The sequence below is a fragment of the Dinghuibacter sp. genome (assembly GCF_035492835.1).
In the GTDB taxonomy this organism is placed as follows: domain Bacteria; phylum Bacteroidota; class Bacteroidia; order Chitinophagales; family Chitinophagaceae; genus Dinghuibacter.
Genome location: NZ_DATJIY010000256.1, coordinates 1 through 11,545, shown reverse-complemented (window position 1 = coordinate 11,545; position 11,545 = coordinate 1). Strand labels below are relative to the sequence as shown.

The window sequence follows — 11,545 nt, the reverse complement described above, 5'->3', positions numbered from 1 at the left end:
ATGTTGCCGTAGTCGTCGGCATAGACGGTGTTGTTGGTGGTGTTGGAGCGCAGGTCCATCTCCTTTTTGTACTGGGCGAAGGTTTCGGCCTTTGTCGTGAGCCACGCCTCCATCAGGGCTTTGAGCGAGCGGTTGTTTTCCTTGAGGCTGAGCCACCGGCCATCACGCTCGCCCATCACCGGGCCGTGCCCGGTGTAGTAGGCTGTGATCGGGATGCGGGTTATGTCGTCGCCTTTTTTGACGCCGATGCCGAGCATTTTTTTCCGGAGCGGTTTCCGCTGGCCGTCATAGAGGTATTGCTGTCCCTGGACGTCTTCTTTATAGAGGTCCGCGACGTCGGCGTAGCTCGAGGTGTGCATCCAGCCACAATGGGCGTTGAAGCCCTGGTATACAAAGAACTGCCCCCACGTTACGGCGCCATAGGCGTTGAGTCCTTCGTCGCTGACGAGGTGGACTTCGAGTCGGAAGTAGAAGGGGACGTGGGGGTTGATATACAGCAACGCGTGGCCGTTCCTGGTACGGCCGGGGGCGATGGCGAAGCCGTTGGAGCCGGTTTCCGGCGCATCTGGTGTCGTTGAGTTCCCGGCGGCGCCCAGCGCGTCGCCGCCATGCGCGTTATAGGCTGCGTCGCCGCGGTGGTTCAGGTAAAAATCCATCACTTCGGCCGGGCGTATCCCCCCGGTGCTCGTGGCAGCCACGCTGCCGTCGGTGAACATCAGCGGGAACCAGGGTTCGAAGTGCGTCAGGATCGCCGGGTGACACCCGGGGTGCTTATAGAGGTAATAGTTTACGCCGTCGGCAAAGGCGTCGAGGAGCTGTACGAGCCAGGGCGGGCTGTTTTGGTAGTCGCGTTTGGCGTCGGCGGTGTCTTCGATGAGCTGGAGCTCCAGGTCTTCCGGAAGGTAGTCGGCGCCGTAAGCTTCGGCCTGGCGGCCCATGACCTCGAGGTAGTTCTTTTCGACGCGGGGGAAGTCGTGCGCGCATTCCTCGTACATCAGCCCGAAGACGGCGTCGGCGTCGCACTTTCCATATATATGCGGGATGCCCCAGTTGTCGCGGATGATGGTGACGCGCGCGGCTTCGGCGGCGTAGCGCGCGAGGTCGGTTGGCGATGGCGCCGTCCGGGCGCGCGGCGGCTCAGCAGCGACGGGCGAAAGCCCTCCGGCGTGCGTAAGCCCAGCGGCGTGCAGGGCAACCGCCAGCAACGGGGTGGAAAAAAGTTTTCTCATGCTCATGAATGCATTAAATTTAATGAAACATGCGCAGCTTCCCCCACCCGCTTATCCTTCTGATCGCGTTTATACTCCTGGCGGGGGTTAGCACCTGGCTCGTGCCCGCGGGGCAGTACGCCCGGGTCCACGACAGCGTCAGCAACCGGGAAACGGTGGTGCCGGGGAGTTACCACGCCATACAGCAAACGCCCGTCGGTTTTTGGAGCCTGATGCTCGACGTGCCGCGGGGGATCGAGGCCGGGGCGGAGATCATCGTCAGTATCCTGGTCTTTGGGGGCGCCTTTTGTGTCATCGACCGGACGGGGGCGTTCCGGGCGGGTCTCCTGTGGCTTATTGCCCGCACCGGGCGGGCGCCGTACCTGGTGCTTTGGCTGGTGGGGCTGTGTTTTGCCGCTGGTGGCGCGGCGGACAATATGTCGGAGGAGATCATTGCGCTGACGCCGGTGATGGTTTTTATGGCGGGACGGCTGGGGTATTCGAAGATCGGGGCGATCGCAATCAGCGTCGGGTGCGCGGTTATCGGCTCGTCGTTCAGCCCGATGAACCCATTCCAGGTCGGCATCGCGCAAAAGCTAGCGGAGCTGCCGCTGTTATCGGGCGCGGGGCTCAGGATCATTTTTCTCGTGCCCGCGGTGATGTTTTGGATTGCGTGGGTGGTGCGACGCACCAAAGGGATCGAGACCGCGGGGGCCGCCGCGGCCGTCGCCCCGCAACCCACGGTGGGCCCCAGCCCCGGCCGCGTCCGCTATACGCTCATCCTCCTCATCGTCCTGGCTGCCTTCATCCTGATGATCTATGGCATCGTCCGGCTGGGATGGGACTTTAACGAGATGACGGCCTTGTTTTTTATCGTGGGTTTCGTGTGTGGCTTTATCGGACGGCTGGGTCTGGGGGGTACGGCGCTGGCCTGGGCGGAAGGCGCCAAGGAGATGACCCTGGCTGCGCTGATCGTGGGGCTGGCGCGGTCGGTATACCTCGTCCTCCAGGACGGTCACATCATCGATACGATCATCCATGCCATGTTCACCCCGCTCCAGCACCTCCCCCTCTTCCTATCCGCCGCGGGGATGATGCTGGCCCACGTGCTGATCCATATCCCCGTGACCAGCAGCAGCGGGCAGGCGCAGCTCACGATCCCGCTGCTCACGCCCCTGGCCGACCTGACCGGCATGTCGCGGCAGGTGATGGTGCTGGCCTTCCAATATGGGCAGGGGCTCACGGAATTGTTTTCACCGACCAACGGGACGCTGATGGGCGTCCTGGCGGTAGCGGGGGTGTCCTATAAGGACTGGGGCAAGTTTGTGTGGAAGCCGGCGCTGGTGCTGTTTGGCATCGGGCTAGTCGCCATGGCCGCGGCATTGGCCACCGGTTACTAAATTTTTTTGCCCAAAAAGTTTGTACAACCAAATGGTTGCTTTATTTTTAGGCAACCATTTGGTTGTATATGATTCAAAGAAGGGACGTTTTCCAGGCCATTTCGGACCCGACACGACGGATGATCATCCAGAAGCTGTCGAGGGGGCCGCAAAACCTTGCCGGGATTATCGAAGACTTTGGCGTCAGCCGGCAGGCGATCGCCAAGCACATCAAAATATTGAACGAATGCGGCGTGGTCTCCATCACGCCAAAGGGACGGGAGCAGGTCTGCGAGGTGCGGATGGCGCCGCTGGACGAGGTTTCCAACTGGGTGGCCGAGTCGCGGACGATCTGGGGCCAGCGTTTCCAACAACTGGGTAAATTCCTTGACGATGAAAAATAACACTAGAGAAGTATGTATTGAACAGGTCTTTAACGCCAGCCCCGAGCGGGTTTTCAGCGCGTGGACCGACCCCTCGAAACTGGTGAAGTGGTATGCCCCGGAGGGATGCACCGTTTTTTATAAAAAAATAGACGTCCGGCCCGGCGGAGCGTTCCACCAATGTATTTCGAATCCCGCATTCGGAGACTGTTGGGCCATCGGGGAATACCAGGAGGTCATCCCGGGCAAGCGGCTCGTGTTCACGTTGGTCAACGCCGACGCGGAGGGTAACCCCATCGACCCGGTTACCGTCGGGTTCGATCCGGAATGGCCGGCTAAAACGCTCGTCACCGTGATATTTACCGAAGAAAACGGGAAAACCAGGATGCAAATGCATCAAACGGTTTCCGAAGAGACCGCCAAACGGACGGGCGCACATCCCAGCTGGCTGCAAATGTTCCATAACCTCCAAGCTATCGTCGAATGAAAAACGTCGTGGTTTTGTGGCTGCTGTTCGTGTCGATCGGGAGCCGGGCCGGCGAACACGGCTACGCCGAGGTCAACGGGATAAGGATGTATTACGAGGTGTATGGCCAGGGCAAGCCGTTGGTGCTCATCCACGGCGGCGGTTCGGATATCGAAACGACCTTTGGACGGGTTATCCCGCTGCTGGCGCAGAAGTACAGGGTGATCGCCATGGACCTCCAGGCGCACGGACGCACCGGCGACAGGGACGCACCGGAGTCTTTTGAGCAGGACGCGGACGACGTGGTGGGGCTGCTGGCGGTGCTGCACGTTAAAAAAGCCGATTTCTTTGGATTCAGTAACGGCGGCACCACGGCCATGCAAATCGCCATCCGTCACCCGGATATGGTTGGCAAGCTCGTGCTGGCCTCCGCCCTTTGCAAACGCAACGGCGTGCCGCCGCAGTTCTGGGATTTTATGAAGCACGCGACGCTGGACAACATGCCCGGGCCGCTAAAAGAATCCTTTCTACAGGTCAGGCCGGATTCGGGGGCATTGCGGAATATGCAGGAAAAAGACGTGCAAAGGATGTTGACCTTTAAGGATATACCCGACGAAATGGTTAAGTCGATCAACGCCCCCACCTTTATCATCGTGGGCGATAAGGACGTTATAACGCCGGAGCACGCCCTCGAGATGCATCGGCTGATGGCCGGTTCGTCCCTGGCCATCATCCCCGGAGTGCATGGGGAGTATATCGAAGAGATAACGACGTTACCCGCCCATTCCGGGGAGGCCGCCTTCGTGGTTCCGATGATCGAAGCTTTCCTGGATAAATAATATTACCTTTTGGGTGATATTCCGCCGTTGTCTGGCACTTCTTAGTATGGATACACAAGAACTTGAAGCCCTCTATACCGCCGCGTTCCCCAAGGTAGCCGCGATGGTTCGCCGTTATGGGGGTGATCTGGAGACCGCCAGGGACGTGTTTCACGAGGCCATGCTGGTGCTGATGGAGGCGGAAGAGCCTCGCTCGGCGGAAGCGTATCTAATGGGGATCGCCCGGAACCTGCTGCGCCGGCAGACACGACAAATCCCGATGGCGGACCTGCCGGAAGATGTAACCGAAGCACCGGTGCAGACGGCCCCTATGGCGATCTGGAGCTATGTCCGCGGCCGCTGTCTGGACCTGCTGAAGGCCTTTTACGACCGCGGCGACACGATGGAGCGCATCGCCTTTACCTATGGTTATTCCAGCGCCCATTCGGCGACCGTCCAGAAATACAAATGCATCGAAAAGTTGCGCGAACAGCTCAAGACCTCCGGGATCTATGAGGAAGTCTTTGCATGATACAGAAACCATCGACCGCTATCTCCTGGAGCGGATGCCGGCCGCCGAGGCGGAGGACTTCCGGGTTCGGATGCTGATTGACGCGGACCTGGCGGAGCAGGTGCGCTGGCAGCGGCGAGCGCACAACCTTGTCCGCCTGGAGGGGCTCTTCGGGCGGTTGATGAGCGACGCCGCCTTCCGTCGGCAAATCGACACCATTTTCACACATTAAAACAAGCTTATGCCCGTCATCCCCACGGTCATCGACGCCGCGACGCGCGGCGCCTATGACATCTACAGCCTGTTGTTAAAAGAACGCATCGTTTTCCTCGGCTCGCCCATCGAAGACCAGATCGCGAACCTGATCGTAGCGCAGCTGTTGTACCTGGACGCGGAAAGCCACCAGGACATCCACCTGTATATCAACAGCCCGGGCGGCGGTATCTACGCGGGGCTCGCCATCTACGATACCATCCGCATCCTGAAGTCGCCGGTTTCCACGGTGGCCGTGGGGTCGACGATGAGCATGGGCACGGTCATCCTGACAGCGGGCGCCCCCGGGAAGCGGTACGCGCTGCCGCACGCGACCGTGCACATGCATCCCGCCGGCGGGAAGGCCGTCGGGTATACGGAGGACGTCGGTATCGCCTACCGGGAGCAGGAGCGCCTCCAGAAGGAAATCTTCCAGCTGGTGGCGCGGACCTCGGGACATACCGCGGAGGAAATAGAAGACTCGTTCCGCCGGGACCGGTTTATGACGGCGGCGGAAGCAAAGGAGTATGGCCTGGTTGATGCGGTGCTGGGCGATGAGGCGGCGATGCCGCGTTAGTTCTGATCCGGGAACTGCTTGACCGCCGCCGCCTTGAGCGCGGTGTCGGACCCCTTCAAATCCGGGAACTGGTCCTGCATGATGCCGATCAGCTCATCGGAGCTGTGGGCCTGCTTGACCGCCTTTTCATAGATCTTCAGGTAGTTCGCCGTTCCGTCGATGGAGGCGACGTCGTCCTGTGCGCTTGGGTCCTTGTGTCCGGCGACGACCATCAGCGGGTTCATCTTTTTGAGCTTGTCGAGGCTTTCGGCCCAGTCACGGCGCTGGTTTGCGGTGAGACCGGCTACCCATGGGTAGACGTTGTCGTAGGCGATGTCGCCGGTGAAGAGCGTTTTGTTACCGCCGATGAACAGCGTAGCGACACCGGGCGTAGACCCCTGGAGGGGCGTCCCGATCTGGATTTCCTCGTTGTCCAGCAGGATGGAAGCCGCGGGGGCGGGGAAGATCTGGGTGATCTTTTCCGGTACGCCCGTCGCGCCCAGGATGGGTTTCCAGAGGGCCACGTCGTTGGTGAAGTTGGCGTTGACACCGGTGATCACCTGGGGGATCGACCACACCTTACAATGAGGAAAGGCGGCCTTGATCGCGCCGAGCCCGAAGTAGTGCTCGGGCGCCGCGGTGGTCACAAAAACAGCCATCAACGTCTTCCCGCTGGCTTTGATCTTTTCGATCACCTTGTCCTGGTCCTCCTTTGTCATGGGGGCGTCAACCAGCAAGAGAAAGTGCGCCCCTTCGATCAGGGCGGTATTGGTTTGCAGCGTCTGGGGTCCGGAAGTAAAAACGGTAACTTTCAATTTGCTTTGTGCCTGGGCCGCGCCAAAGACAACGGTCAAAAGGGCCACGAGCGGCAACAGGCGTTTAGGATAGCGCATGGACAGAAATTTTGGCAAAAGTTAGGGAAAAATCGTGGAACCGTCCGGACCGTTGCTACGTATCTTTACACTAGAAACTTTTCCCATGAACAAAATGTATATATGGCTGTTGGCCTGCGCCCTGAGCGCGGGTTGTGTCAGCGCGCAGTCCAAAAAATATCCCAACCCGCCCACGGCGACCCCGAATACGAAGTTCCCCGTTCAGCACGCCGATGGCGAGTGGAAACAATTGCTCACTCCGGACCAGTATTATATCCTCCGGCAAAAGGGGACGGAGCGGGCGTTTACCGGCAAGTACGACCACTTCTACGAGAAGGGCACGTACTATTCCGCCGCCAGCCTTCAACCGGTGTTCAGCTCCGACGCGAAGTTCGATTCCGGTACCGGGTGGCCTAGTTTTTTTGCGCCCATCAACCCGGACGCGGTGCGGCTGGTGCCCGACAACAGCGACGGGATGGTCCGCCTCGAGGTGGTGGATAGCAAAACGGGATCGCACCTGGGTCACGTCTTCGACGACGGACCGGCGCCCACGGGCAAAAGGTATTGTATGAATTCCGCGGCGCTCATATTCGTGCCGGAGGGCGGGAAGCCGCCGGTAGCCGCACATTAATTAGATAAACATGAGATCCATTATAGTTGCTGCCGCGCTGACCCTCGTCCTCGGCGCCTGCAGCGCACAAAACCCCGACGTAAAGATTCCGCGCGCGACCAGCACCAAGCCCGTCCCGGGCGAGCAGGTCGCCACCTTTTCCGAAGGCTGCTTCTGGCACGCCGAGATCATTTTCCAAAGCCTCGCCGGCGTCCGCGACGCGGTATCCGGTTACTCCGGCGGCACGACCGCCAACCCCACCTACGAAGGCGTAGAAACGGGGTTGACGGGGCACGCCGAAACCGTGAACGTCTACTACGACCCGGCTAAAATTTCCTACGAAACGCTGGTAAAGGCTTTCTTCGCCAGCCAGGACCCCACCGAGGTCAACCGCCAGGGCAACGACGTCGGCACCCAATACCGATCGATCGCGTTCTACCGGAACGACCAGGAGAAAGCCACGATCATGGCCGAGATCAAACGCCTCACGGACGCGCACACCTACAAGGCGCCGATCGCCACGCAGGTCGTGCCGTTCAAGAAGTTCTGGGAGGCGGAGGATTATCACCAGGAGTACATCTATCACCACCCGGACAATCCTTACGTGGAGACGGTGTCGATCCCGGATTACCTGGAGTTCCGAAAGGCGTTCCCGGGGCCATACAAGGCGCTATAAAGGCTAAGGCTCGCAAGGTCCGATTTGTAACCGGAAAAGCCGCACCTCGACCGGCATATCCGGCGCATGCCCCCGCGTCCCGCGAAGCGCGAATAAAGCGATATACCGCGGGGTGATGTACAGCGTGTGCGTCCCGACTTCCTGGAACACGAAGTTGTCGGTTTGCCCGCCGGCGTATAAAAATGTATACACGTTACCGCGCTTTTCGATGCGGAGCGCCGTATGGCGCATGCTTTCGCGGATGAGGCTGTCCTTGCCCCAGCCGAGCAGGTAAAGGGTCTTATGCAATATTTCCTCGGGCTTGCCGGTGGGGGTGCCGGCGGAGCTGATCCCCTCGACGATGATCTGGCGGGGTTGGACATAGTCTTCAAAATAGTCGTTGTAGGCGATCGAGATGCGGATGCTCCGGGACGTCAGGCTGGAGTCCTCCAGGAGGAGGAGGCCGGCCTGTTGCCAGTTGGCGGTAGGGGTGAAGCCGGAGAGCTGGACCTCGGCGGTGAAGCAGTCGCCGGGGATGGGGCGCATCAGGAGGTTGCCGATATACGGCGTCTCCAGGGAGTCAGGCCAGTTGTCGCCCTTCAGGGTGTACAGCGTAAGGGCGCCGGGGGTGGCGACCCAGTGCGTGCTATCGGGGTACAGACGGGTCCAGCCGCGGGTCTGGAGCGAATCGCCGTTGATCTGGGCGAAATTATCGGTAAAGGTCGAGGTGCGGCGGGCATAATATTCACGCATGCTCCAGATACAGATCAGGCCCATGAACAATACAAAGGCCAGCCACGCCAGCCAGGAGTGCCGGATGTATTCGGGGACCAGGCGGCGGCTCCAGGACAGGACCTGTTCGGCGCCGCGGAAGGTGTAGAACCAGAAGCGTTTGGCAAGCCCCTTGGGCACCGGTTGCGCGTCGGGAAGACCCGCGACGCGGATGGTCTGAGGCACGCCGTTTTTGCGCAGCTTTACAGGGAGCCGGCGGCGATAACCCTCCCGGTAGCGGTACCAGTAGGGGAACCGACCCTCCGGTACATGCGGCGTCACGTCGGGGCGGGGCATGGCGGCGCGCATCACCACGGGCGCTACGCGGGGGGCGCCGAGGACATAGCGGGCCAGGGTATCGAGGGAGGCGCCCGTCGGGTGGACGGCGTCGGGTGTATCGAGGTGGAGGTGGAGCGAATAGCCCTGGACGGTTTTCCAACCGAGGGTCATACCCGTTTCTTCGAGGATGTGGGCGCAGAGTACGCGGCTTTCCGCCGCTGTCAAGGGAGCCGGATGGTCCGTCCCGAAACAGCGCCCGCAGGCGTCGCGGAACATCTGCTTAAAGGCCGACTCGTCGGTGGGTGACATAGGGATATTGGATATAAACGAGTTGTAAGATACTCATTTTTCTCTATTTTTGACGCCTTACTATGACTACCATCAGGATATTCGTTACCGGGGGAACCTTTGACAAGGAATACAACGAGCTTACCGGCGAGTTATTTTTTAAGGAGACCCATTTACCGGAAATGCTCCAGCGCAGCCGGAGCACCCTGGACATAACGGTGCGGACGCTGATGATGATCGACAGCCTGAACATGACCAATGAGGACCGGGAGCTGATCGCGCACCAGTGCCGCAATACCCACGAGGACAAGATCGTGATTACCCACGGCACCGACACCATGTCGGTCACCGCGAAGGTGCTCGCTGAAAAGGTGCCGAACAAGACGATCGTAATCACCGGGGCGATGATCCCCTATAAGTTCGGCAGCTCTGACGGGTTCTTCAACCTGGGGAACGCGCTGGCTTTTGCGCAGACGCTGGCGCCGGGGGTGTACGTTGCCATGAATGGGAGGGCGTTTAATTGGGATAATGTGCGGAAGAATAAACAGACGGGACAATTCGAGGAACTACACTGACGTCCCCGTATCTTTATAGCAAACCTATTCCCCCGTGCAAAATATCGTCACCATAGTCGGTCTCGCCGCCGCCTTCTGCACCACCATATCCTTCCTCCCCCAAGCCATCAAAACCATCCGGACCAAGGACACCGCGAGCATCTCGCTCTCGATGTACGCGCTCTTTACGCTCGGGACGCTGTTGTGGTTCATATACGGGCTTTGGTCCCTGAACCTGCCGGTGTACGTGGCCAACGGGGTGACGCTCGTCTTTGCGATGATCATACTGGGGTACAAGCTGCGCTACAAGTAGGCGTTATTGTCGAGCGCCATATCCACCCGCCTTTTGTGGTCGGCTGATAAAATATCGTACGCCATAGTTCCGGTAAATTTAATACATTGCGTGAATGAAAGATGACGAGCTCGTCCTTCGGGAATACCGGGACATCTACCGGAAGTACCTCCAGGACGGCATCATCGACATGGACAAGCGGATGAAGCACCCGTTCAGCTTCCAGATATATACGCTGGAAGCCGCGGTGCCCCAGGTAGGCGGGACCGTGCCCCCGTCCCGGCAAACGCCCTACTGGATCGTGTTGGTCAAAAAAGGCTCTGCCGAAAAAACGATCGGTTTGTACACCTTCCCGATCCGGGAAAACACCCTCTATATCGTACCCAAGCGCATGATGCACTCCAGCCGGGATTGGTCGCTGGATTGCACGGGTTACGTACTCCTGTTCAATATCGATTTTTTCCTCAACAACGCCTTCCCCAGGCAGCACATCATGCGGCGGAAGGTGCTCCGGAGCTCGATCCGGCCGTACCTGTACCTGGACGAGACGCAGGTGCAGCCTATAAAGGACATACTCGACACGATCTACCGGGAGCACGGCGACGATATGGCGGAAAAAAACGAGATGATCGCGATCAAGATCCTGGAATTGCTGATTGGCGCGGACCGGCTGTTTACAGAAGCGGAGCAGGTCGAGGGCGACGTGGTCTATCACCCGGTACTCGAGAAGTTCTACAAGCTGCTGGATACGCACTTCACGCGCGAGCGCGGCGTGGCCTTTTATGCGGAGGCGCTGCACCTGCATCCGAACAGCCTGAACCACGTCGTAAAGACGCAAAGCGGGCTGACGGCAAAACAAAGCATCCATGAACGGGTCATAACGGAAGCCAAGTACCTGCTTTCGCAGACGGACCTCGGCATCAAGACCGTCGCCCACCGGTTAGGGTTCGATGAGCCGAACAATTTTTCGGCGTTTTTTCAAAAGCAGACGGGCGTGTCGCCCATGGCCTATCGCGCCTCGCTTTGAAAGGCCATCCTTTGAAATTCATACGAGGCGGTTTGATTTGTATAGCTGAGAAGCAACAACATTCGCTTTCTTCACAAACAAACTTGTATATGTCACTCATCGAAACCCTCAAGTACGACGTGCGCAACTGGTGGCTCTTTATCCTCAAAGGGCTCGCCTTCCTGGTTGCCGGAGTTTTTATTTTTAGCCGGCCGCTGGCGGGATATGTCGGGCTGAGCGTTATGTTCAGCATCGTCATCCTGATCTCCGGTTTTGCGCAGATCTTCTTCGCGACCGCGAATACCAAAACCCGCGGCTGGGGCTGGACGCTGGTTTCGGGTATCCTGGACGTCGTCATTGGCGCCTACCTGTATTCCTACCCGGGCCTGACGATGGCCACCCTGCCGTTCATCCTGGGCTTCTGGCTGATGCTGCGGTCTTTTTACCTGATGGGCATCGCCTATGACATCAAGGCCCTCGGCGCAAAGGACTGGGGCTGGCTATTGGCCGGCGGCATCCTGACATTGCTGGCGGCTTTTGGGGTGCTCTACTATCCCGAGGCCGGGGCGGTGAGCATCATCGTGGTATCGGGAATGGCTTTTATTTTCGCCGGGATATTCAACATCCTGCTGGCGTTCCAGCTGA

The 11,545-nt window shown here is 59.3% G+C and carries 16 protein-coding genes; 13 read left to right on the top strand and 3 right to left on the bottom strand.

What is annotated here, in order from left to right; all coding sequences use genetic code 11:
• Positions 1-1,235 (bottom strand): penicillin acylase family protein (locus VL547_RS22700; protein WP_325582301.1); only part of this gene is annotated, 1,235 nt, incomplete at its 3' end.
• Positions 1,236-1,258: 23 nt separating this feature from the next.
• Between VL547_RS22700 and VL547_RS22695 the strand changes: the two genes are divergently transcribed.
• From VL547_RS22695 to VL547_RS22665, 7 genes are all read left to right on the top strand, one after another.
• Positions 1,259-2,608: a hypothetical protein gene (locus VL547_RS22695; protein WP_325582299.1), complete on the top strand. Its 1,350-nt coding sequence runs from the start codon at positions 1,259-1,261 to the stop codon at positions 2,606-2,608.
• Between the two features lie 68 nt (positions 2,609-2,676).
• A complete protein-coding gene (locus tag VL547_RS22690; RefSeq protein ID WP_325582297.1) occupies positions 2,677-2,991 on the top strand; it encodes a metalloregulator ArsR/SmtB family transcription factor in 315 nt (104 codons plus the stop codon).
• Complete coding sequence (locus tag VL547_RS22685; RefSeq protein WP_325582295.1) at positions 2,981-3,457, top strand: SRPBCC domain-containing protein; 477 nt, start codon at positions 2,981-2,983, stop codon at positions 3,455-3,457. Before VL547_RS22690 ends, VL547_RS22685 begins: the two co-directional genes overlap by 11 nt.
• A complete protein-coding gene (locus VL547_RS22680) occupies positions 3,454-4,275 on the top strand; it encodes an alpha/beta hydrolase (RefSeq protein WP_325582293.1) in 822 nt (273 codons plus the stop codon). Before VL547_RS22685 ends, VL547_RS22680 begins: the two co-directional genes overlap by 4 nt.
• A gap of 46 nt (positions 4,276-4,321) precedes the next feature.
• Positions 4,322-4,786 carry an RNA polymerase sigma factor gene (locus tag VL547_RS22675; protein WP_325582291.1) on the top strand — a complete coding sequence of 155 codons (465 nt, stop codon included), beginning with the start codon at positions 4,322-4,324 and terminating at the stop codon, positions 4,784-4,786.
• Positions 4,767-4,997: a hypothetical protein gene (locus VL547_RS22670; protein ID WP_325582289.1), complete on the top strand. Its 231-nt coding sequence runs from the start codon at positions 4,767-4,769 to the stop codon at positions 4,995-4,997. The genes VL547_RS22675 and VL547_RS22670 overlap by 20 nt, the downstream gene beginning before the upstream one ends.
• 9 nt (positions 4,998-5,006) lie before the next feature.
• Entirely contained in the window at positions 5,007-5,594 is a 588-nt protein-coding gene (locus VL547_RS22665) for a ClpP family protease (RefSeq protein WP_325582287.1), read from the top strand.
• On the opposite strand, the gene VL547_RS22660 is transcribed toward VL547_RS22665, so the two are convergent.
• A complete protein-coding gene (locus VL547_RS22660) occupies positions 5,591-6,466 on the bottom strand; it encodes an MBL fold metallo-hydrolase (protein WP_325582285.1) in 876 nt (291 codons plus the stop codon). The two genes, VL547_RS22665 and VL547_RS22660, sit on opposite strands and share 4 nt — an antisense overlap.
• 85 nt (positions 6,467-6,551) lie before the next feature.
• Between VL547_RS22660 and msrB the strand changes: the two genes are divergently transcribed.
• Both msrB and msrA read left to right on the top strand, forming a co-directional pair.
• Positions 6,552-7,076 (top strand): peptide-methionine (R)-S-oxide reductase MsrB, encoded by a 525-nt coding sequence (gene msrB / locus VL547_RS22655; RefSeq protein ID WP_325582283.1) that lies wholly within the window; start codon positions 6,552-6,554, stop codon positions 7,074-7,076.
• A gap of 10 nt (positions 7,077-7,086) precedes the next feature.
• Positions 7,087-7,731: a peptide-methionine (S)-S-oxide reductase MsrA gene (gene msrA / locus VL547_RS22650; RefSeq protein ID WP_325582281.1), complete on the top strand. Its 645-nt coding sequence runs from the start codon at positions 7,087-7,089 to the stop codon at positions 7,729-7,731.
• A gap of 3 nt (positions 7,732-7,734) precedes the next feature.
• Here the strand turns inward: msrA and VL547_RS22645 are convergent, their stop codons facing one another.
• A complete protein-coding gene (locus VL547_RS22645; RefSeq protein WP_325582279.1) occupies positions 7,735-9,069 on the bottom strand; it encodes a hypothetical protein in 1,335 nt (444 codons plus the stop codon).
• A gap of 62 nt (positions 9,070-9,131) precedes the next feature.
• On the opposite strand from VL547_RS22645, the gene VL547_RS22640 reads away from it, so the two are divergent.
• The 4 genes from VL547_RS22640 to VL547_RS22625 all read left to right on the top strand — a co-directional run.
• Positions 9,132-9,623, top strand: a complete 492-nt coding sequence (locus VL547_RS22640) for an asparaginase domain-containing protein (RefSeq protein WP_325582277.1) — start codon at positions 9,132-9,134, stop codon at positions 9,621-9,623.
• Between the two features lie 34 nt (positions 9,624-9,657).
• Positions 9,658-9,915 (top strand): SemiSWEET transporter, encoded by a 258-nt coding sequence (locus tag VL547_RS22635; protein WP_325582275.1) that lies wholly within the window; start codon positions 9,658-9,660, stop codon positions 9,913-9,915.
• Positions 9,916-10,009: 94 nt separating this feature from the next.
• Positions 10,010-10,921: an AraC family transcriptional regulator gene (locus tag VL547_RS22630; RefSeq protein ID WP_325582273.1), complete on the top strand. Its 912-nt coding sequence runs from the start codon at positions 10,010-10,012 to the stop codon at positions 10,919-10,921.
• A gap of 89 nt (positions 10,922-11,010) precedes the next feature.
• The coding region (locus VL547_RS22625; RefSeq protein WP_325582271.1) for an HdeD family acid-resistance protein at positions 11,011-11,545 on the top strand (535 nt) is incomplete at its 3' end.

Excerpts from the sequence above, each read along its gene's own strand:
- VL547_RS22695 (WP_325582299.1), top strand. The coding sequence starts at position 1,259 with ATGCGCAGCTTCCCCCACCCGCTTATCCTTCTGATCGCGTTTATACTC.
- VL547_RS22690 (WP_325582297.1), top strand. The coding sequence starts at position 2,677 with ATGATTCAAAGAAGGGACGTTTTCCAGGCCATTTCGGACCCGACACGA.
- VL547_RS22685 (WP_325582295.1), top strand. The coding sequence starts at position 2,981 with ATGAAAAATAACACTAGAGAAGTATGTATTGAACAGGTCTTTAACGCC.
- VL547_RS22680 (WP_325582293.1), top strand. The coding sequence starts at position 3,454 with ATGAAAAACGTCGTGGTTTTGTGGCTGCTGTTCGTGTCGATCGGGAGC.
- VL547_RS22675 (WP_325582291.1), top strand. The coding sequence starts at position 4,322 with ATGGATACACAAGAACTTGAAGCCCTCTATACCGCCGCGTTCCCCAAG.
- VL547_RS22670 (WP_325582289.1), top strand. The coding sequence starts at position 4,767 with ATGAGGAAGTCTTTGCATGATACAGAAACCATCGACCGCTATCTCCTG.
- VL547_RS22665 (WP_325582287.1), top strand. The coding sequence starts at position 5,007 with ATGCCCGTCATCCCCACGGTCATCGACGCCGCGACGCGCGGCGCCTAT.
- VL547_RS22660 (WP_325582285.1), bottom strand. The coding sequence starts at position 6,466 with ATGCGCTATCCTAAACGCCTGTTGCCGCTCGTGGCCCTTTTGACCGTT.
- msrB (WP_325582283.1), top strand. The coding sequence starts at position 6,552 with ATGAACAAAATGTATATATGGCTGTTGGCCTGCGCCCTGAGCGCGGGT.
- msrA (WP_325582281.1), top strand. The coding sequence starts at position 7,087 with ATGAGATCCATTATAGTTGCTGCCGCGCTGACCCTCGTCCTCGGCGCC.
- VL547_RS22645 (WP_325582279.1), bottom strand. The coding sequence starts at position 9,069 with ATGTCACCCACCGACGAGTCGGCCTTTAAGCAGATGTTCCGCGACGCC.
- VL547_RS22640 (WP_325582277.1), top strand. The coding sequence starts at position 9,132 with ATGACTACCATCAGGATATTCGTTACCGGGGGAACCTTTGACAAGGAA.
- VL547_RS22630 (WP_325582273.1), top strand. The coding sequence starts at position 10,010 with ATGAAAGATGACGAGCTCGTCCTTCGGGAATACCGGGACATCTACCGG.